Annotated in this window: 14 protein-coding genes; 12 read left to right on the top strand and 2 right to left on the bottom strand. The window is 63.9% G+C overall.

The window, feature by feature from the left end; genetic code table 11:
- The first annotated feature begins 135 nt into the window (after positions 1-135).
- From guaA to ACY8GK_RS11245, 8 genes are all read left to right on the top strand, one after another.
- Positions 136-1713: a glutamine-hydrolyzing GMP synthase gene (gene guaA / locus ACY8GK_RS11280; protein WP_462401299.1), complete on the top strand. Its 1578-nt coding sequence runs from the start codon at positions 136-138 to the stop codon at positions 1711-1713.
- A 272-nt stretch (positions 1714-1985) separates the two neighbouring features.
- The gene (locus ACY8GK_RS11275) at positions 1986-2294 is read left to right on the top strand and encodes a FitA-like ribbon-helix-helix domain-containing protein (RefSeq protein ID WP_462401298.1); all 309 of its coding nucleotides are present in this window, start codon (positions 1986-1988) and stop codon (positions 2292-2294) included.
- Positions 2291-2710, top strand: coding sequence for a PIN domain-containing protein (locus ACY8GK_RS11270; protein WP_462401297.1), 420 nt, complete (start codon positions 2291-2293; stop codon positions 2708-2710). Before ACY8GK_RS11275 ends, ACY8GK_RS11270 begins: the two co-directional genes overlap by 4 nt.
- A 438-nt stretch (positions 2711-3148) precedes the next feature.
- Positions 3149-4087, top strand: coding sequence for an RHS repeat-associated core domain-containing protein (locus tag ACY8GK_RS11265; RefSeq protein ID WP_462401296.1), 939 nt, complete (start codon positions 3149-3151; stop codon positions 4085-4087).
- A 297-nt stretch (positions 4088-4384) separates the two neighbouring features.
- Complete coding sequence (locus ACY8GK_RS11260; protein ID WP_462401295.1) at positions 4385-5320, top strand: RHS repeat-associated core domain-containing protein; 936 nt, start codon at positions 4385-4387, stop codon at positions 5318-5320.
- A 171-nt stretch (positions 5321-5491) separates the two neighbouring features.
- Positions 5492-5944, top strand: coding sequence for a hypothetical protein (locus ACY8GK_RS11255; protein WP_196177819.1), 453 nt, complete (start codon positions 5492-5494; stop codon positions 5942-5944).
- Entirely contained in the window at positions 5941-7815 is a 1875-nt protein-coding gene (locus ACY8GK_RS11250; protein WP_462401294.1) for a DUF1266 domain-containing protein, read from the top strand. The genes ACY8GK_RS11255 and ACY8GK_RS11250 overlap by 4 nt, the downstream gene beginning before the upstream one ends.
- On the top strand, positions 7793-9745 hold the full coding sequence (locus tag ACY8GK_RS11245; RefSeq protein WP_462401293.1) for a DUF4034 domain-containing protein: 1953 nt from the start codon (positions 7793-7795) through the stop codon (positions 9743-9745). Before ACY8GK_RS11250 ends, ACY8GK_RS11245 begins: the two co-directional genes overlap by 23 nt.
- A 63-nt stretch (positions 9746-9808) precedes the next feature.
- Here the strand turns inward: ACY8GK_RS11245 and ACY8GK_RS11240 are convergent, their stop codons facing one another.
- On the bottom strand, positions 9809-12487 hold the full coding sequence (locus ACY8GK_RS11240; RefSeq protein WP_462401292.1) for a dermonecrotic toxin domain-containing protein: 2679 nt from the start codon (positions 12485-12487) through the stop codon (positions 9809-9811).
- A 214-nt stretch (positions 12488-12701) separates the two neighbouring features.
- On the opposite strand from ACY8GK_RS11240, the gene ACY8GK_RS11235 reads away from it, so the two are divergent.
- Positions 12702-14084 carry a multicopper oxidase family protein gene (locus ACY8GK_RS11235; RefSeq protein WP_196177811.1) on the top strand — a complete coding sequence of 461 codons (1383 nt, stop codon included), beginning with the start codon at positions 12702-12704 and terminating at the stop codon, positions 14082-14084.
- The gene (gene tadA, locus ACY8GK_RS11230) at positions 14084-14563 is read left to right on the top strand and encodes a tRNA adenosine(34) deaminase TadA (protein ID WP_462401291.1); all 480 of its coding nucleotides are present in this window, start codon (positions 14084-14086) and stop codon (positions 14561-14563) included. The genes ACY8GK_RS11235 and tadA overlap by 1 nt, the downstream gene beginning before the upstream one ends.
- 66 nt (positions 14564-14629) lie before the next feature.
- On the opposite strand, the gene mltF is transcribed toward tadA, so the two are convergent.
- Positions 14630-16087, bottom strand: coding sequence for a membrane-bound lytic murein transglycosylase MltF (gene mltF, locus ACY8GK_RS11225; RefSeq protein WP_462403014.1), 1458 nt, complete (start codon positions 16085-16087; stop codon positions 14630-14632).
- Positions 16088-16350: 263 nt separating this feature from the next.
- Between mltF and purL the strand changes: the two genes are divergently transcribed.
- A complete protein-coding gene (gene purL, locus ACY8GK_RS11220; protein WP_196177808.1) occupies positions 16351-20250 on the top strand; it encodes a phosphoribosylformylglycinamidine synthase in 3900 nt (1299 codons plus the stop codon).
- Positions 20250-20561 carry an NGG1p interacting factor NIF3 gene (locus ACY8GK_RS11215; protein ID WP_462401290.1) on the top strand — a complete coding sequence of 104 codons (312 nt, stop codon included), beginning with the start codon at positions 20250-20252 and terminating at the stop codon, positions 20559-20561. Before purL ends, ACY8GK_RS11215 begins: the two co-directional genes overlap by 1 nt.
- The last annotated feature ends 56 nt before the right edge of the window (positions 20562-20617 follow it).

The following is a 20617-nucleotide window of genomic DNA, read 5'->3' as shown; positions in this document are numbered from 1 at the left end:
ACAGCTTGTAGCTTGCGGCTCGCGGTTCGCAGTTTCGAACCCAGGCGGTAGCCGCACTGCAGCGGCTACCGTGTATTTCCCCGATCAACTTGCAGCTTGCGGCTCGACGCTTGCGACTGCACCAGAGATTGAGTCATGGCTCTCGACATTCACGCTCACCGAATCCTGATCCTCGATTTCGGTTCCCAGTACACCCAGCTGATCGCCCGCCGCGTGCGCGAGATCGGTGTCTACTGCGAACTGCATCCGTTCGACATGGACGATGAAGCGATCCGCGCCTTCAATCCGCGCGGCATCATCCTTGCCGGCGGTCCCGAGTCGGTTCACGAAGCCGACAGCCCGCGCGCGCCGCAGGCGGTGTTCGACCTGAACGTGCCGGTACTGGGGATCTGCTACGGCATGCAGACCATGGCCGAACAGATGGGCGGCAAGGTCGAGGGTTCCGAGCTGCGCGAGTTCGGCTACGCCCGTGTCGATGTGGTCGGCAAGAGCCGCCTGCTCGACGGCATCGAGGACCATGTCGACGCCGATGGCGTGCTGGGCCTGGACGTGTGGATGAGCCACGGTGACAAGGTCACCCGCCTGCCGGAAGACTTCCACGTGCTGGCCAGCACCCCGAGCTGCCCGATCGCCGGCATGTTCGACGACAACCGCCGCTACTATGGCGTGCAGTTCCATCCTGAGGTGACCCACACCAAGCAGGGCGGCCGCATGCTGTCGCGCTTCATCCTCGACATCTGCGGCTGCGAAGCCTTGTGGACCGCCTCGAACATCGTCGAGGACGCCATCGCTCAGGTCCGTGCACAGGTCGGTTCGGCCAATGTGCTGCTCGGGCTGTCCGGCGGCGTCGACTCCTCGGTGGTCGCCGCGCTGCTGCACCGCGCCATCGGCGACCAGCTGACCTGCGTGTTCGTCGACAACGGCCTGCTGCGCCTGCACGAGGGTGACCAGGTCATGGCCATGTTCGCCGAAAACATGGGCGTCAAGGTCATCCGCGCCGACGCCGAGGCCCAGTTCCTGGCCAACCTGGCCGGCGAGAGCGACCCGGAGAAGAAGCGCAAGATCATCGGTCGCACCTTCATCGACGTGTTCGATGCCGAGGCCAGCAAGCTGGACAACATCCGGTTCCTCGCCCAAGGCACCATCTACCCCGACGTGATCGAGTCGGCCGGCGCCAAGAGCGGCAAGGCCCACGTGATCAAGTCGCACCACAACGTCGGTGGCCTGCCGGAGGAAATGAACCTCAAGCTGGTCGAGCCGCTGCGCGAACTGTTCAAGGACGAAGTGCGCAAGATCGGCCTGGAGCTGGGCCTGCCGTACGACATGGTCTACCGCCACCCCTTCCCGGGGCCGGGCCTGGGCGTGCGGATCCTTGGCGAAGTGAAGAAGGAATACGCCGACCTGCTGCGTCGTGCCGACCACATCTTCATCGAGGAACTGCGCAAGGCCGACTGGTACCACAAGACCAGCCAGGCGTTCGTGGTGTTCCAGCCGGTGAAGTCGGTCGGCGTGGTCGGCGACGGCCGTCGCTACGCCTGGGTCGTTGCCCTGCGCGCCGTCGAGACCGTGGACTTCATGACCGCTCGCTGGGCGCACCTGCCGTACGAGCTGCTGGAAACGGTCAGCGGACGCATCATCAACGAGATCGAAGGGATTTCGCGGGTGACCTACGACGTGTCGAGCAAGCCGCCGGCGACGATCGAGTGGGAATGATCCCCACTCTGTTAGCGTAATCAAGAAGCCCGCATCATTGCGGGCTTCTTGCATTTTTGCGTCTGGCATTTTCTGGCAGCGCCAAGCAGCTCTTTTACGTGGTGCGATGGGCTGCTCAATCTCTGGTTAACCGATGACACAAGAGCACTTCGCTAGGGGCGTCAGCAATCCGCGCATTATGAGGTCGACCAAGAACTAACCCATGGCTTGATGAGTGAGGTTGACATGCCAAAAAACGAACCGCTGAGCGGTGGTGTCCTGATCTTGCTAGGATGACTGCATTATTGTATTTTGACGTCATTGAATGCGTTTTGGGGGATGTGACTATGGCAATCCTAACGGTAAGAAATGTGCCTGATGAGGTGCATCGCGCCATTCGCGTTCGGGCCGCTCAGCATGGCCGTAGTGCAGAAGCAGAGGTTCGGGAAATCTTGGCTAATGCGGTGAAGCCCGATCAGCGTTTGCGTCTCGGTGATGCCCTGGCAGAGCTGGGTAAGAAAGTAGGCCTGACCAATGAAGATTTTGCAGTGCTTGGCCAGGTGCGCGACACGACCCCAGCTGAACCGATGAGGTTTGAATGATCGTCCTGGACACCAATGTCGTATCCGAGGCGATGAAGCCAGCACCAGACCCAAAGGTTCGGAATTGGCTAAACGAACAAGCAGCAGACACGCTTTACCTTTCCAGCGTGAGCATTGCTGAATTGACGTTCGGAATTGCTGCACTGCCAGCCGGTAAGCGTAAAAACATGCTGGACAAGGCCTTTGAAGGTCTTCTGGGCTTGTTCGAAGGGCGAGTGCTGAACTTCGATACAGGTGCTGCACGTTGCTATGCAGGATTGGCTGTAACTGCCAGAAGCCGTGGAAGAGGGTTCCCAACGCCTGATGGTTATATTGCAGCGATTGCAGCATCACGTGGGTTTATCGTGGCGTCACGTGATATCGCTCCCTATGAGGCAGCGGGTGTTACAGTCATAAATCCTTGGGAAGAAAGCTGAGAAAACTTGAATGGCGGCGTCAAGATCGATGCAAAGAAACTGAGTTTCGAGATCATTATTCTGCCATGGTTCTTTTCATGGTATGAAATTTACACTTTCCTGTAGGTTCCTGTTTTTAAATGGTTTCTGGTTTTCGTTGATAACAGGGTGAGAATGATCCCGCGTCCGGCATTGCCCGGCACCGCCTAGCAAATCCGAAGCCCGCTTGACCGCGGGCTTCTTGCATCCCTGCCATGCTCAGGTCCCGCAGCCAGCGCTTCCTTATCGCGCAAGCTTTGGGACTGGAAGGCATCTGCATTCAGCCACTCGACACCTCCTGACAGTTCTGCCAGTTGCGCGGCGCAGGCACAAGCCAGAAGACTGCCAGCCTGTCCCGGCCGTCTTCCTTCGGCGTACCGGGCAGAAGAGTCGAGACACCAGCGAAGCCGAGGAGGCTGCATGGGCAGGCGAATGCATTTCCATCTTCATACCCAGCCAAGGCATGAGATCGAACAGACGCGAAGCTGGACGTTCATGCATGGCCATGACCAGCCACTTGTCGAGTTTAGGCGTATGGGCGCAGCTTCCGATAGCTATGTACTGCAGACCGATGCTTGTGGTTCGGTGCTGCGTACGTGCAGTCGAACGGGTGGGATCGACCTGGTCTATACCCCATACGGCCATGTCCCCTGCACTGGCCAACAAGCCTCTCGACTGGGCTTCAATGGCGCGCGCTACGACTTGTTGGCACAGGCGTACGCGCTGGGCCAGGGGTATCGCTTCTACAGTCCCGCATTGATGCGTTTCCTGGCCCCCGACAGCCTCAGTCCCTTTGGGCAGGGTGGTTTGAACGTCTATGGTTTTTGTGCCAATGATCCCGTCAATCGCTCGGATCCGTCAGGCCATGCACCGACCCCGGCCCAGTTGCAGGCGCGAATGAGGGCCATGGGGTTGAAAACAGTGCCATCCTCTTCGTCGCCGACGCGTCCACGGCCTGTTTCGCCAAAACGTCAGGGACATCTGCAAGCCCTCCGGGTTGTACGCGAGACCGATTTCGCCAAGCCCCGAAAGTCGGTCTCGATCAACGAAATCACGCAAGTTTTCAGCTTCGATAAACATGAGGCGCCACGTGAGATTGCCAAGAACCTGATATCGGCGCGTGCGCGCTACAACGAGCGCAAGTCGTTATCGAAGCATGCAGGCGAATTGTTCGAGCTTTACCTGAGCCGGCAACGCCAATACATCGAGACTATGCGTTATTCCCGAAGCAGCTTGAGTGTCGGATTCCAAAGGGATCCATACTTTGCCAGGCAGCTGGCTGCCCTCAATCAGGAAATGATTCAGACACGCCAGTACCTGATCGATGTGCAACAAGCCATTGCGCGCTTGCGGGCCTGATTGCGCCCGTGCTCGATAGCAGGTTGGCTGCCAGTTGCTTTGTACTCCAGAAGCTAGGCGTATCTCTCAGGCGAACCCGCCGCCAGCGTCATCGTCGTTTCATCGGGCGTTCTCGAGGGCTCGACAGCCGAATGTCGTGAAGACAGCAGGCGCCTGTCTGGCATTTCTGCCAGTTGCGTCTCGACAGGGAACCCCGAGACACTCGGGCGTGTTTTCAAGATCACCATCGCTTCGCATGCAACCGTGCGTAGCAGAAGCGTCCAGCAGCGTTCAAGAGGGTAGGGTATGGCCAGGCGCATGTCCTTCTACCTGCATAAGCAGTTGAAGAATGAGATCGAGAACGTCCAGGGCCGGACATTCTTGCACGGGGGCGATCAGGCGCTTGCCGAGCTGCGCTATGGCGGCGCAGGAGCGCAGACTTGTACATTGGCGGTCGATGCCTTGAATTCAGTGCTGCGTACCAGCAGGCGGTCCGATGCAATCGACCGGGTCTATGCTGCATATGGTAATGCGGTCCTCGATGAGGGTTCTGGCCTGGGTTTCAATGGCGAACGCTACCAGCGGCTGACGAAAACGTATGCCTTGGGCCAGGGGTATCGCTTCTACAGCCCGAACCTGATGCGTTTTCTGGCACCAGACAGCTTGAGCCCGTTCGGCCAGGGCGGTCTGAACAGCTATGTCTATTGCTCTGGCGACCCAGTGAACCGAATGGACCCTGACGGGCATGCGGATTTCAGCCAGATGCGCCGGGTCGCGAGAGGATTGCGCAGTCAGGCGCAGGCTCTTGAGGCGCGGCAGGCAGGGCGAATGACCGCTCAGCAGCGGGTCGAGGCGTTACGTCAGCGCTTGCGCCAGCGTCAGGCCGCCGTGCCTGATGCGCAACTGACCAGAAACCCTCTTGCCCGGCCAGGCGGCCAGCACGTCTATGGACAACGAGGCGTGGGCAACACGGTCGCCTCGCCTGATCCAGGCAGGCGACGTCATGCCGGGGCGGTCCATCTGCAGGCGCCGCCTGGGCCAGCTGCAATCGGCGCCGAGGAGGCGGCGCGGCTGTATGAAGAGCTGTTGACCGCCCATCGACATGAGCAGCGTTTCAACCAAAGCCAGCCCTATCTGGCACGGGGAAACGAAGTTACCGAGGAGTACCGTGCGGTCATCGATCGTATCCGCGGGCACGCCGACGACATCCGACGTCAGCTTGGCGTGGATCGGCTCAGTTGGTTTCACTTCTGAACCTCGACCTGGCGCAGGCAGTGAGACGCCTGGTTCGTATCGAGACATCCCGCATGTTTCTGGAAAAGCACAATCGCGGCGCAGCGCCTTGTCGGTGACGCGAACAATCTTGCAGGTTGGCCCTTCGGCGCACCTGGGTTCGGCCGCAGCGGTACTTTCGAGGTGCCGTCCATGTTACCTTCGGTCTTCGAACGTACCTTAACGACGGTCGCCGAGGTTTACCTGGCGCCGCTTCCAATTGCCGAAATGCCGACACGCCCTTTATCGCAACGCAGGCTTGGCCTGTTCAGCCTGCGCCAACTGTTGCAGTACTACGGCCTGGCCATGCTTTGCATCGCCTCGTTCGCCGTGGCGCCGTTGCTGTGCGCGCTCGGCGCGGGCTGGGTGGCAGGCCTGGCCGGCTGCCCGCTGGACGAGGGCAGCGTGCATGCTTGTCCGATCATGGGCTGGGATGCCGGTCCCCTGCTGTACCGCCTCGGCGTCATGGGCTGGTTCATGCTGCTCACGCTGCCCTCGGGAGCGGTGCTCATGCTGGCGGCCACCGTGATGCTGCTGGTACAGCTGGTGTCTCGCTTGCGCCACCGGCGCGTGGGTGACGATGCCAGGAGCCCCGGCCCCCGGTGAGTACCACGGATTCGTTGCGCTATCGCCCGCGTGATGTGATCAACGCACCGCAACTGCGCGACGCGCTGGTGCAGCGCAGCCGTCGACGCGGCGACCCCGCGGCAGTCAGCCAATGGCTCGGCAATCATTTCTGGCGCGCGATGATCGGCAGCTTTCCCAATGCGCTGCCGGTAACCGGCGCCGACGGCTGGCGCAGCTGCTTCCCCGGCAGCCCGATGCCTGACTGGTTCGCCCGTGTCGATAGCGAGCAGTGGTACATCGATCCGCAACATCCGCGGCTGCTGGAAATCGAGCAGCGGATCGTCGAGTTCCTGCGGTTCAAGGTGCAGCAGGGGGAGGCACGCAAGCTGCCACGGATCAGCTGCGAGCAGGCACTGCGTGCCTGGCAGCAGGCCCATGCGCGTTTGCAGCAGGCCCGGCTGCAAGGGCAATGTCAGAGCCAGCCAGGCAATTTGCGCGAGGTGTTGCGCACAGCCAACGGGCGGATCGTGGAGATCCACGGCCAGGGCGATGCCTTACGCATGGAGCTGGCTTATGAGTCGTCTTGCATGCAGCACTGCCTGGGCCAGTTCGCCGATCGTGCCCGCCTGCGCGGCGGCTATGGCGAGCAATACGCCCAGCGGATCGCCCAGCGCGAAAGTCGCGTGTTCTCGTTGCGCGATCCGGCCAATCGGCCGCATGTGACGATCAGTCTGGAGCGAGTCAAGGGGAGCTTGTGCCTGGGCCAGGTCAAGGGCAAGCAGAACCGTCCGCCAGTGCCTCGTTATCGCGCCGATGTGCTGGCAGCGCTCGATCATCTGAAGCTTTCCAGTCACGACAACGCCGACTGCCTGCGTGCTGGCCTGATCGACCTTGGCGAGCCCGGTCAGCCTCGCAACGTGCACTACAGCGATGCCGTCGACACACCCCAGGCCAGGATGCTGCTGGTGCAGGCGCCCTGGCTGGCCTTCGAGCAGCCTCGGCCGAGCCGGGCCGGCCTGTGGCTGGCGCTGGCAGGCGACGAGAGCGCCATCATCGAGGCCCGCGACCCGCCCATGGCATTGCTGGCGGCGGTGTTGCTGCCGGCCGGGCACTGGCGGCGCGAGGACTATGAAGGACCGGATAGCCCAGCGTGGCTCGCCAGGCTCCAGGCCCTGGCAGGCCCTGCGCCACGGGTCGTCGATTGGCGTTACAGGTCCCTGGGCCATCCGCTGCTGCGTTGGCTGAACCGCCTGACGCGTCCAAGCCGGCTGCGTGAGGCCATGCGCTGGGCCTTGGCCACGACCGACCTGAAAAGCCGCGCCCTGGGGATTTTTCGCCAGGCCAACGACGTGCCTGGTGGCGCGTTGGGCCAGGCGCGCGCATGCGCATTGCTGCAAACCACGGAGAAGGAGCAGGGGAGCAGCCTGCAAGCCGTGGTGCGCTCGCAGTTCCGGGCTTCGCGCCTGAAGGACCGGGCGTTATGCGCCTGGCTGCGAGCCGAGCGCTTCGATCCGCTGGACATCATCGCCTACGAAGCGATCGAAGGCATGCATCTGCTGCGCCTTGGCCTGGCCGCCGGCCGCCTGGCACCTTCGCCAGGCCTGCCGTTGCTGCTCTTGCAGGCCCAACGCTTGCGTGATTGCTTCGACAGCTGGGAAAGCATGGCGCGAGCCTATAGCCGAGGCCGCCATGCGATCTTCAGCCGGCAATCGCCAGGTATCGAACGCAACTACCGCATCGATCGCGAGATCGACGCCTACCTTCAGGATCGCCAATGCAACTGGCAGCGCCTGGCCTGGGACCGGCCTGCGCTGCTCGAGTGCGAGCAGCTGGCGCGGATCCTGATGCAGCATTGTCGTCCATCCCATTTCAGCCACGAGGAACCGCATGATAGCCAGTCACTCCGTTGAGCAGTCTCGCTCTGAACTGTTGCCACAGGTCGTGCGTGACCTGGTCGAGGGGCGCTTCGACGCGGTCGATGGATGTCTGCAAGGCCTGTTGCTGGCAGGTGATGGCGCAGGCGAGCAGGCACTGGGCGATCAGTGCGCCTCGTTGCAGGCCTTTGCCCGGCAGCACGAGGACTATCGGGGCCTGCTGCCCGCCTGGAAGCAGCAGTTTCCGATGAGTGCCTGGCCCGACGTGCTGGCCTGCCTGCTGTGGGAGAACGCCGCCAACCGGGCGCGAGGGGAAAAGCTCGCCGAGGAAGTGGCCCAGGCACAGTGGCAGCGAGCCCATCTGGCGCGGGATGCCCTGTTCATCCAGGCCATGGATCTGGCCCAGCGGCACGGCATGCCGTGGGTCGTCGCCGTGACCCTGATGCGCAACGTGCTGATCTTCGATGAACCGGATTGGCTGGAGCCTTGGTTGAAGGGCGCGGCAACCCCGGCCGAGCTGGCGCCACTGTCCCGTGTTCGGCAGGCCGTGGCCGAATCCTGGCCGAATGCGCAAGCGTTGCCGGAGCTGCCGGCGTCGCCTGCGCGCGACCTGGCCGGCGCGATGACCGCACACCCACGCGGCGAAGATGAACCCGAAGCCTTCTTCTGGCTGCGCCAGGCGCTGCAGGCCTCGCCAGTCGGGCACCAGGCCCTGCAAACCTATGCCTTCCTGCGCACGCCACGCTGGGGTGGCAGCCATGAGGAGATCATCTGGCTGGCCGACTCGCCGCTGGCCGGCCGTCTGGACGAACAGCAGCGCAACGCGGTGCGGCTGATCGCCTGGCTCGACGACATCGACTCTGACAACGTCGATGTCGAGGATGAAGAGGAGCTCCAGGCTGCCTTCCTGCGTGGCCAGCAGATCCTCGCGCGGCCGCTGCCGGCACTGGCGCGGGCCAGGGTCAATCTGGCGCTGGGCGAACTGGCTTGCATGGCCGATCGCGACCAGCAGGCCATGGCCTACCATGCGCAGGCCGTGGCCGAGGCACCTAGCCTGAAGGTCCCGGAAGACGTGCTCTACCGCATGCTCTGTGTCGGTGTGCTGACCGGCATGGGCGAGTGGCTTGGCCAGGTGACGAGCCAGTCGCGCATGCAGTCGGCCTTCGCCGCCGTGCTGTACGGAGTATTGTGCGACACCGGCTGGTGTGGGGTGCAACGCGATGCCGAGGTGGCGGCGCAGTGGTATCGGCATGCGCTGAGCCACGGTCCGCTACCGGTCCCGGAAGGCGAGTGCCCGTTCAACGACGTGTACTACGCCTTCGACGAGAGCCTGCATGCCACGGCGCTGCGACACATGGTCGAATGCGCAGCCGCGTTTGGCGTGCCGGAAATGCAGTTCGCCCTGGCCTATCTGCATGAGGGACACGATCCAGCCACGGCCTTGCACTGGTATCGACAAGCTGGCGCACACGGTTTCGGGCGCGCCTTGTACAACCTGAGCCTGGTCTGTGATCGAGGGGTCGAGCAGGGCGGCCTGCCGGGCTTCGATGTGGCTGCGCTACGCCAGCTGGGCAACGATTGCGAGGTACGTTGCCTGGAGCTGCTGGCCGACCAGCAGCAGTGCACGCCGCGCGAGCTGGAGCGCATTGCGAACTGTTTCATCGGCATGAACGACTATCTCGCTGATCACAAGGCCGACTCCGAGCAGGCCCGGCGCAACCTGGCCGTGCTGCGGCACTATGCCAAGCAGGGCTGGCCCGAAGCGATGCGCATACTGTCACGCCATTACCGGGCCGAGGATTGCCCGCAAGGCCACGATTACCCGCGCGCGGTCTATTGGTGCGAGCAAGCGTGCCAGTTGCAGCCGGACGATGAGCAGAACATCCAGCTGCGCCAATCCTTGAGCCAGGGACTGCTGGGCGCAATGCGCTACCGCCGCGCCCTGGCCAAGCTCGAAATGCCCTGAAAACGACCGGGTCGAACGGTGCTGTCGATCGATGGACCAGGCACCACGACTCGTTCCGGCCGCTCAGTCGCGAGGCTGGGCGACTGGCACCCGCAACAGCAGGTCGTTCTTGACGAATGCCTGCCTGCCATCGGTCTCGCCCCAGCGGCCAGGGTCGATCCCGATCCAGCCTCGCTCGCCCATGTCGATGTCTTCGAGGCGCATGCCGATGCCCCCTTCGAGTTCCGCCACCCCTGGCACGCCCTGGAAGTCGTTGGCATGCGTATTGCCAACGAAGGCGACCCACTTGCTCGCGCCACGGCGCGCCTGGTCGGCCTCGATGATCTGGTGCGCATAGTAGTTCATCATCCGCTGCCGGGTGGTCATCGAGGGCGTTTCGTACCAGGCCTGGCGATAGGAGGCCATGCAATCGATGCCTTGCAGTCGAATTCCATATCGATGGGCTTGGTACAGCATCTTCTTGATGGTATAGGGGGTCGAGCGGCCCAGGGTCGATTGGAAGTCGTAATCCTCGACATAGACCTTGAGTTCGTCGGTCAAGGTGCCGGTGCGGTTGAACAGGTCCAGGTCGGCCTGCTGGAAGTCGGTCATGAAGTGTTCCAGATAAAGGACCCTGACGCCCTGGTTCTTCAGGTGACGCATGTTGTCGACCAGGAACTTCTTGGCGCTGCGCTGGAAATGGTTTTCACCCAGCACCAGCCCGTCGGTGCTGGCATACAAGGCACGAATGATCTGCTTGTGGCTCGCCTCGCTGGCGATGTCCGGGACGGCGGGGCGGGCGGGCAAGCGCACGCTGGAGAAGAAGCGCTGCGCATCGGCATCCAGCCTATCGCGCAGTTGCCGGTAGCGTTCGTACGGCATGCCGCTGTCCGGATCGCTCAAGGCCCGATCCTGGTCGCCGTTGGCGGCGCGCCGCAAGGCCTGGCGCTCATCTGGCGGAACCTCGTAGGGGGTGGCGTCCAGTGCGGCGAGCGCGGGTCGCGGGCGCAGGCGGCCCCATGCCTTGAGCAGGAATCGTGGCGTGCCACCCTTGAGACCCAGGCGCTCGATCGGCTGCCAGTGGCCTTCGGCGTCCTGGATGATGGGGATGCTGCCGGAGAAAGCATAAGGGTTGCGCGGGTCGATGATGACCCATGTGTCCAGTTCGCCGACATGCCGGACCTGGTAGACCTGGTTGCCGACCATCGCATAGTGCTTGCCGTCTTGCAGCACGATACCTTTGAAGTCGCCACTGGCCGCCGCATCGGACAGGATGTCGTTGCTGGCCAGGTCCTGCAACTGCAGGTCGAGCGCGCTTGGCCTGAAGGTTTCCGGTACCCAGGCATGGATTTCCTCCACGCTGGCAGCTTCCAGTTCCTCGGCAGCGTCGAATGACCATGTGCTGTCGACAGGTGATGGCTCATTGTCCAGAGGCGCCTCGCCAAGCTCCATTTCGCCGGCGGCATTCACTCGCGCGCTGGCGAGCAGGGCCACGTCGAACAAGGTATCGACCGCAGCCAGCATGGCCTGGATGAAACCCCTCTGGCGCTCGGCGGTGGTGTGTCCATTGACTGCCTGGTCGATAGCCAGCCCCGTCTGCGCAAGGCCCGCGCCCACACCGGCCAGGGCCACTGGCCAGTCCAGCGCGGCCAGCGGGCCGATCGTCCTGTCGAAGGCGCCCAGATAACCAAGCCACATCTGCTTGCGCAGGTCGGCGTTGGAGCGCAGCGCGAAATGCGCATCGGCGTTCATTCGCTGTCGAGCCGCATCGCGCAGGTGGCTGAAGGCATCTTCCTGGAGCGTGACATTCAGCCGGTTCAGGCCGTCGGGGTGGGCCGCGTCCCATTGGCTGCGCAGCACCTCGAGCAGATGCTCGAGCCCGATGCCAGCGGCATGCTCGGCATGGCTGGACAGCGGGAAATGGCTCATGAATCGAGCGCGATCGTGTGCGTCGCGGGTACTGGCCAAGACCCAGGCATGCAGGTCACGCGGGGTGACGAACAGCCGCAGCGCCTCGTGCTCGCCAGGCAGGTAGAGCAGTTGCTGGCCATCATCGAGTTCGATACGCAGGATATCGCTGGCGACATGCCCGCCGATATCGAAGGGGTGCAAACGGATGTTCGTGGCCGGCCTGACTTCTTCTCGCAGTTGCTCGAGCGAGGCGGGCCAGCTATTGCGTCCGGTCAGGGCCAGGGCGGCTTGCACGCAGCGCCTGGAAAGCGGGTTGTCGCCCAGCGCCCTGAGCTCCAGTACCTTGGCCAGAAACGCGGCCTTGGCCAATATCCGATAGGCATCGGCATAGCGTGTCCAGAACGTGTCCAGCCGACGCTGGTACTGGCTGGCGAAATCGTACGCCCAGAGTTCCTCCAGCACCGCGCCAGGCGCGAGCGCCACTTCATTGCGCTCATCGAAGACATCCTTGTCGGGCCCTTCGCGATAGAAGCCACCGTACAGGCCAAGCAGGTCGGCATTGTCCTGGTCATTGGCATCGAACCGGTGGATGACCAGTTGCGGCAAGGTCATCGACTGATAGGGCCGCTCCAGATGCTGCCAGCCGCTGAAGGTCCGCGGGCTGCTCGATGCGCCATGGAAACGGTGAAAATACACCTGGTCCGGCTCCAGTGAGGCCAGCTGATGGCGCTCGAGTAGGGTCTTGGCGAACTGGCGCGCCTGCTCGCGCAGATCGGGACAACTGGCGCTGACTTCGCTGGCCAGGGCTTGCAGTGCCTGCAGATCGTTTCGCTGCTGTTCGTTGAGAGTCATCGCACCTTCTCCTCGTGGTCGAGGCGCCAGCCTAGGGCGCACGCACCCCGTGGCTGCGGTAGTTAAAGCTGTCGGCATGTCAACTCGCGCAGCGGGCTGGAGGTTCATGAGCAAGACTTCACTTAATATTTCTCAATCGCAGGTGTATGGTATTCGCCCTTCGTTGCCAGGGCTGCTGGCAGACTGTTTCCCGCATCATGAGGTACCCGCACCGATGTCCCTTACCCGTCGACAAATGCTCAAGGGCCTGACCGGCCTGGCCGTGGTCGGACTTGGCGCCGGCGGCGCGGCGCGCTACTGGCTGGGCAAGGTGGAAGACGCCAACGCAGGTCACGACTACGAGCTGATCGCGGCGCCCCTGGATGTCGAGCTGGTGCCTGGCCACACCACCCAGGCCTGGGCATTCGGTCCGTCCGCGCCGGGCACCGAGCTGCGGGTTCGGCAGGGTACCTGGCTGCGGGTGCGCTTCATCAATCACCTGCCGGTGGAAACCACCATCCACTGGCATGGCATCCGTCTGCCGCTGGAGATGGATGGCGTTCCCTATGTGTCGCAATTGCCGGTCAAGCCCGGCGAGTTCTTCGACTACCAGTTCAGGGTGCCCGATGCGGGCAGCTACTGGTACCACCCCCATGTGGCCAGCTCCGAGGAGCTCGGTCGCGGCCTGGTCGGCCCACTGATCGTCGACGAGCGCGAGCCTACCGGCTTTCGCCACGAGCGGGTGCTCAATCTCAAGACCTGGCACGTGGACGACCAGGGCCGCTTCACCCCGTTCAGCATTGCGCGCGAGGCCGCGCGCAATGGCACCGCCGGCCGACTGATCACCATCAACGGCCACGCCGATTCGGTCACCGAGCTGCCGGCCGGGCAAGTGGTGCGGGTACGTTTGCTCAACCTGGACAATACCTGGACCTATCGGATCAACCTCAAGGGCAACTGCGAGGCGATGATCTATGCCCTCGATGGCAACCCGATAACGCCCAGGCCGCTCGGCAAGGATTACTGGCTCGGCCCGGGCATGCGCATCTGCCTTGCCATCCGGATTCCCCAGCCAGGCGAGGAAGTTTCCCTGCGCGATGGCTTCGTGCGCCTCGGCACCCTGCGCTCGGTGGCCAGCAGCGAGGCGCCAGGCGACTGGCCCGAGGCCCTGCCGCCCAACCCGATCGCCGAACCTGATTTGAAAAACGCCGAAAAGCTCAACTTCAACTTCGAATGGGCCGGCAAGGTCTCGGTGGGTGTGGAAGACGGCCGGCCGCCAAGCCTCTGGCAGATCAACGGCCAGGCCTGGGACATCACCGACGTCACCTGCGCCGACCGCCCGATCGCCACGCTGAAGAAAGGCAACAGCTATATCTTCGAACTGAAGAACATGACCCAGTACCAGCACCCGATCCATCTGCACGGCATGAGCTTCAAGGTGATCGCCTCCAGTCGCCACAAGATCGTCGAGCCGTGGTTCACCGACACCTACCTGCTCGGGCGCAACGAGCGCGCCCAAGTGGCGCTGGTTGCGGATAACCCCGGCACCTGGATGTTCCACTGCCACGTCATCGACCACATGGAAACCGGCCTGATGGCCGCGATCGCGGTGGTCTGATGCGCGCGCAAGTCATCGATCGCAGTGGCGACCAGCAGTTCATGCGCCTGGCCCTGGCCCTGGCCGCCGAGGGCGCTGCCATGGGCGAGGTGCCGGTTGGCGCGGTGCTGGTGCAGCATGGGCAGGTGATCGGGCAGGGCTTCAACCGGCCGATCAGCGACAGCGATCCGAGCGCCCATGCCGAAATGGTCGCCATTCGTGCGGCCGCTCGAGCGGCCAGCAACTACCGCCTGCCTGGCAGCACGCTCTATGTCACCCTCGAGCCTTGCAGCATGTGCGCCGGGCTGATCGTCCATTCGCGGATCGCGCGGGTGGTGTATGGCGCGCTCGAACCCAAGGCGGGCGTGGTACAGAGCCAGGGGCAGTTCTTTACCCAAGGGTTCCTCAACCATCGGGTGCTCTACGAGGGTGGGGTGCTGGCCCAGGAGTGCGGGCAGATCCTCAGCGAATTCTTCAAGGCCAGGCGCGCACGGGGCTGAGGAGGCCTTGGGTCGGCGAGTGCCCCTGGTCCCAGCGCTGGCGACCAGCGCGCTGCCAGACGTCGCTCACATCGGTGACGTCTGCTCCGCCGGTTTCTCCTTGTTGACGCCCGGCACATGCAGGTTGCCCTCGGCCATCTGGCCTTCCAGCTGCGGCTGGGTCACCCAGGTCAGGATGTCGTAGTAGCGACGAATGTTGGCGACGAAATGCACCGGTTCCCCGCCACGCGCATAACCGTAGCGAGTCTTGCGGTACCACTGTTTCTGCGAGAGGCGTGGCAGCATCTTCTTCACGTCAAGCCACTTGTCGGGATCGAGGCCTTCGCGCTTGGCCAGCAGGCGGGCATCCTCCAGATGGCCGCTGCCGACGTTGTAGGCGGCCAGGGCGAACCAGGTACGGTCCGGTTCCTTGATGCTGTCGTCGAGCTGCTGCTTGACCAGCATGAAGTACTTGGCGCCACCCTCGATGCTCTGGCGTGGGTCCAGGCGGTTGGATACGCCCATGGCCTGGGCGGTACGCTGGGTCAGCATCATCAGGCCACGAACCCCGGTCTTGGACGTGACTTGCGGCTGCCACATGGATTCCTGGTAGCCGATCGCCGCCAGCAGGCGCCAGTCCACGCCTTCCTTCTTGGCCGAGACCTTGAAGTGCTTTTCGTACTTGGGCAGGCGCTGCTGCAGGTGCTGGGCGAAGGTGTAGGCGCCGACGTAGCCGAGTACGTCGACATGCCCGTAGTAGCGATCCTTGAGTCGCTGCAGGGTCCCATTGCGCTCGGCTTCGTCGAGGAACTCGTTGATCTCGTCGAGCAGGCTGTTGTCCTCGCCCGGTGCCACGGCCCAACGCTGCTTGCGCGCGTCGCCCAGGTCGAAGGCCACGCGCACGTTGGGGAAGTACACCTGGTTCATGGCCAGCTCGTTGGAATCCACCAGGGTCAGGTCGATCTGCCCTTCGTCGACCATGCGCAGCAGGTCGACCACCTCCACGGCGTCGGATTCTTCGTATTCCAGTTTCGGATACTGCTTCTTCAAGGCCGCCAGCTGTTCGGCGTGGCTGCTGCCCTTGAGCACCAGGATCTTCTTGCCCACCAGGCCCCTCGGGTCGGTCGGTCGCGAGCGGCCGTTGCGGTAGATGACCTGGGGCGTGACCTCCAGGTACGGATGGGAAAAGCGCGCCTGGGTCGCTCGCTGCTCGCTGCCGACCAGCCCCGCGGCTGCCAGCACCGGACCCGCCGGCTTGCCCAGCTGCTCGAAGATCTCGTCGAGGTTGTCGGCGGTCTCGATCTGCAATTCCACGCCCAGGTCATCGGCGAAACGCTTGACCAGCTCGTACTCGAAACCGGTCTCTCCGTTGCGATCCTGGAAGTAGGTGGCCGGGCTGTTGCGAGTGACCACGCGCAGCACACCGTCCTCCTTGATGCGCTCGAGCGTGCTGGGTTTTTCAACACAGGCACCGAGCATCAGGAAGAGTCCGGTTGCGAAGAGCCATCTGGCGCAGCGCTGGCGCAAAGCAGTGTGGGCGAACATAGCGTGCAGTATACGCAAAGGACCGTTCGTGCCATATCTCGACAACCGAAAGCTTGTCTGCTAGCTGCTCTGCAAGCCTCGCGCCTCAAGCGGCAAGCTGATCGCCTTGAGCTGTAACGGGCGCGCACGACCACAAAGGCGGCGCGCATCGGCGTGGGCCTGGGGCTTGAGGGCCCGTCTGGCAGCAGCAGGTGCCGCACGCGCACGTTTTGCGATAGAATGCGCGGCCTCCAAGCACACCCTTTCCTGAGGCTGTCCCGACGATGTTGATCCTGCGCGGCGCTCCTGCCCTTTCTGCCTTTCGCCACGGTAAGCTACTCGAGCAATTGAGTCAGAAAGTCCCCGCTGTTACTGGTTTGTATGCCGAATTCGCCCACTTCGCCGAGGTCGACGGCGAGCTGACCGCCGACCAGCAGCAGGTGCTGGGGCGTCTGCTCGAGTACGGCCCTAGCGTACCGGTGCAGGAGCCTGCCGGGCGGCTGTTCCTGGTCGTGCCGCGCCTCGGCACCATCTCGCCCTGGGCGAGCAAGGCCACCGACATCGCCCACAACTGTGGTCTGGGCAACATCCAGCGCCTGGAGCGCGGGATCGCCTATCACGTCACCGGCGAGCTGTCCGAGGCCGAGGCGGCGCAGGTCGCCGCCGAGCTGCACGACCGCATGACCCAGCGGGTGCTGGGCCAGCTGGAACAGGCCGCCGACCTGTTCAGCCATGCCCAGCCGCGGCCGATGACCTGCGTGGACATCCTCGGCGGTGGCCGCGCGGCGCTGGCCCAGGCCAACGTCGACCTTGGCCTGGCCCTGGCCGAAGACGAGATCGATTACCTGGTCAAGGCCTTCCAGGGCTTGCAGCGCAACCCGAACGACATCGAGCTGATGATGTTCGCCCAGGCCAACTCCGAGCATTGCCGGCACAAGATCTTCAACGCCAGTTGGGACATCGACGGCCAGGCACAGGAAAAGAGCCTGTTCGGGATGATCAAGAACACCTACCAGATGCACAGCGAAGGCGTGCTGTCGGCCTACAAGGACAACGCCTCGGTGATCGTCGGCAACGTCGCCGGTCGCTTCTTCCCGAACCCTGAAACCCGCCAGTATGGCGCGGTGCAGGAGCCGGTGCACATCCTGATGAAGGTCGAGACGCACAACCACCCGACCGCCATCGCCCCGTTCTCCGGTGCCTCCACCGGCTCCGGCGGCGAGATCCGCGACGAGGGCGCCACCGGGCGCGGTGCCAAGCCCAAGGCCGGCCTGACCGGCTTCACCGTGTCCAACCTGCGCATCCCTGGCTTCGAGCAGCCGTGGGAGCAGGCCTACGGCAAGCCGGAGCGCATCGTCGACGCCCTCGACATCATGGTCGAAGGCCCGTTGGGCGGCGCCGCCTTCAACAACGAGTTCGGCCGTCCCGCGCTGACTGGCTACTTCCGTACCTTCGAGCAGGCCATCGAGACGCCGCGTGGCGAGGAAGTGCGCGGCTACCACAAGCCGATCATGCTGGCCGGTGGCATGGGTAACATCCGCCAGGAGCATGTGCAGAAGGGCGAGATCACCGTCGGCGCCAAGCTGATCGTGCTCGGTGGCCCGGCCATGCTGATCGGCCTGGGCGGCGGCGCTGCCTCGTCGGTGGCCACCGGCGCCAGCTCGGCGGACCTGGACTTCGCCTCGGTGCAGCGCGAGAACCCGGAAATGGAACGCCGTTGCCAGGAGGTCATCGACCGTTGCTGGCAGCTGGGCGAGCAGAACCCGATCGCCTTCATTCATGACGTTGGTGCTGGCGGCATCTCCAATGCCTTCCCCGAACTGGTCAACGACGGCGGCCGCGGCGGTCGCTTCGAGCTGCGCAACGTGCCCAACGACGAGCCGGGCATGGCCCCGCACGAGATCTGGAGCAACGAGTCGCAGGAACGCTACGTGCTGGCGGTCAGTGCCGTCGACTTCGAGCGCTTCAAGGCCATCTGCGAGCGTGAGCGCTGCCCGTTCGCGGTAGTCGGCGAGGCCACCGAGGAACCGCACCTGACCGTCACCGACAGCCATTTCGACAACACCCCGGTGGACATGCCGCTCGACGTGCTGCTGGGCAAGCCGCCACGCATGCACCGCTCGGTCACCCGCGAAGCCGAGCTGGGCGATGACTTCGACCCGAGCGGGCTGGACCTGGACAACGCCGTGCAGCGCGTGCTGAGCCACCCGGCGGTGGCCAGCAAGAGCTTCCTGATCACCATTGGCGACCGCACCATCACCGGCCTGGTGGCCCGCGACCAGATGGTCGGCCCGTGGCAGGTCCCGGTGGCCGACTGCGCCGTCACCGCCACCAGTTTCGACGTCTACACCGGTGAAGCCATGGCCATGGGCGAGCGTACCCCGCTGGCGCTGCTGGACGCCCCGGCATCCGGCCGCATGGCCATCGGCGAAACCCTGACCAACCTGGCTGCCGCGCGCATCGACAAGCTGTCCGACATCAAGTTGTCGGCCAACTGGATGTCCGCCGCCGGCCACCCGGGTGAAGACGCCCGTCTGTACGACACTGTCAAGGCGGTCGGCATGGAGCTGTGCCCGGAGCTGGGCCTGACCATCCCGGTCGGCAAGGACTCCATGTCGATGAAGACCCAGTGGAGCGAACAGGGCGTGCAGAAGAGCGTCACCGCGCCGATGTCGCTGATCGTCAGCGGCTTCGCCCCGGTCGTCGACATTCGCCAGACCCTGACTGCGCAACTGCGCATGGACAAGGGTGAGACCGACCTGATCCTGATCGACCTGGGCCGCGGCAAGAACCGCATGGGTGCCTCGATCCTTGCCCAGACCTATGGCAAGCTCGGCGCGCAGGCCCCGGACGTCGACGATGCCGAGGACCTCAAGGCGTTCTTCGCGGTGATCCAGGGCCTCAATGCCGATGGCCACCTGCTGGCCTACCATGACCGTTCCGACGGTGGCCTGCTGACCACCGTGCTGGAAATGGCCTTCGCCGGCCATTGCGGCCTCGACCTGCACCTCGACCCGTTGACCGACAGTCAGGGCGAAGTGCCGGCCATCCTGTTCAACGAGGAACTGGGCGCGGTCATCCAGGTTCGCCAGGACGCGACCCCGAGCGTGCTGGCGCAGTTCAGCGCCGCTGGCCTGGGCGAGCAGTGCGTCGCGGTGATCGGCAAGCCGGTCAACAACGGCGAGATTGCCATCAGCCTCAATGGCCAGGTGCTGTTCGACGACCAGCGCCGTCTGCTGCAGCGCCAGTGGGCCGAGACCAGCTATCAGATCCAGCGCTTGCGCGACAACGCCGACTGCGCCGAGCAGGAGTTCGATGCGCTGCTGGAGGAAGACAATCCGGGCCTGAGCGTCAAGCTGGGCTTCGATGTCAACGAGGACATCGCCGCGCCGTACATCAGGAAGGGTATCCGTCCGAAGGTGGCGATCCTGCGCGAGCAGGGCGTCAACGGCCAGGTCGAGATGGCTGCCGCCTTCGATCGCGCCGGCTTCGCCGCCATCGACGTGCACATGAGCGACATCCTGGCCGGGCGGGTCGATTTCGCCGAGTTCAAGGGGCTGGTCGCCTGTGGCGGCTTCTCCTATGGCGACGTGCTCGGTGCCGGCGAGGGCTGGGCCAAGTCGGCGCTGTTCAACGCCCGGGCCCGGGACGCGTTCCAGGCCTTCTTCGAGCGCACCGACAGTTTCGCCCTGGGTGTTTGCAACGGTTGCCAGATGATGTCCAACCTGCACGAGCTCATTCCGGGCAGCGAATACTGGCCGCACTTCGTGCGCAACCGCTCGGAGCAGTTCGAGGCACGCGTGGCCATGGTCGAAGTGCAGAAGTCCAACTCGATCTTCCTCGAAGGCATGGCCGGCTCGCGCATGCCGATCGCCATCGCCCACGGTGAAGGTCATGCCGAGTTCGCCAGCGAGCAGGCTCTGCTCGAGGCCGACCTGTCCGGCTGCGTGGCCCTGCGCTACGTCGACAACCACGGCAAGGTCACCGAGGCCTATCCGGCCAACCCGAACGGCTCGCCACGCGGGATCACCGGCCTGACCAGCCGCGACGGCCGGGTGACCATCATGATGCCGCATCCGGAGCGGATGTTCCGTGCCGTGCAGAACTCCTGGCGGCCTGACGAGTGGCAGGAGGATGGCGCATTGATGCGCATGTTCCGCAATGCCCGGGTCTGGGTGAACTGATGCACAAGCTCGCCTTCTTCGTCCCCTCGAGCCATGTGGAAGTGGTCAAGGCCGCCGTGTTTGCCGCAGGCGGCGGACGTATCGGTGACTACGACCACTGTGCCTGGCAGACGCTCGGCCAGGGCCAGTTTCGTCCGTTGGATGGCAGCCAGCCGTTCATCGGGCAGACCGGGCAGGTAGAGTTCGTCGAGGAGTGGAAGGTGGAGCTGGTGGTGGCTGACGACCTGCTCGCCCAGGTCGTCGATGCACTCAAGCAGAGCCATCCCTATGAGACGCCTGCTTACGAGCTATGGCGATTGGCCGATTTCTGACCTTTCGCGCCGTGGCGATGCCTTCATCGGGCTTCGCCACAGACCTTTGTTGCTGA

The sequence above is a fragment of the Pseudomonas sp. Marseille-QA0332 genome (assembly GCF_054950175.1).
The sequence above is the reverse complement of the archived record's forward strand: the minus strand, read 5'-3'. Positions and strand labels throughout refer to the sequence as shown.

Coding starts and splice junctions, on each gene's coding strand:
- ACY8GK_RS11245 (WP_462401293.1), top strand. CDS start 7,793: ATGATAGCCAGTCACTCCGTTGAGCAGTCTCGCTCTGAACTGTTGCCA.
- guaA (WP_462401299.1), top strand. CDS start 136: ATGGCTCTCGACATTCACGCTCACCGAATCCTGATCCTCGATTTCGGT.
- ACY8GK_RS11270 (WP_462401297.1), top strand. CDS start 2,291: ATGATCGTCCTGGACACCAATGTCGTATCCGAGGCGATGAAGCCAGCA.
- ACY8GK_RS11265 (WP_462401296.1), top strand. CDS start 3,149: ATGGGCAGGCGAATGCATTTCCATCTTCATACCCAGCCAAGGCATGAG.
- ACY8GK_RS11260 (WP_462401295.1), top strand. CDS start 4,385: ATGTCCTTCTACCTGCATAAGCAGTTGAAGAATGAGATCGAGAACGTC.
- tadA (WP_462401291.1), top strand. CDS start 14,084: ATGCGCGCGCAAGTCATCGATCGCAGTGGCGACCAGCAGTTCATGCGC.
- mltF (WP_462403014.1), bottom strand. CDS start 16,087: ATGTTCGCCCACACTGCTTTGCGCCAGCGCTGCGCCAGATGGCTCTTC.
- ACY8GK_RS11240 (WP_462401292.1), bottom strand. CDS start 12,487: ATGACTCTCAACGAACAGCAGCGAAACGATCTGCAGGCACTGCAAGCC.
- ACY8GK_RS11215 (WP_462401290.1), top strand. CDS start 20,250: ATGCACAAGCTCGCCTTCTTCGTCCCCTCGAGCCATGTGGAAGTGGTC.
- ACY8GK_RS11275 (WP_462401298.1), top strand. CDS start 1,986: ATGACTGCATTATTGTATTTTGACGTCATTGAATGCGTTTTGGGGGAT.
- purL (WP_196177808.1), top strand. CDS start 16,351: ATGTTGATCCTGCGCGGCGCTCCTGCCCTTTCTGCCTTTCGCCACGGT.
- ACY8GK_RS11255 (WP_196177819.1), top strand. CDS start 5,492: ATGTTACCTTCGGTCTTCGAACGTACCTTAACGACGGTCGCCGAGGTT.
- ACY8GK_RS11235 (WP_196177811.1), top strand. CDS start 12,702: ATGTCCCTTACCCGTCGACAAATGCTCAAGGGCCTGACCGGCCTGGCC.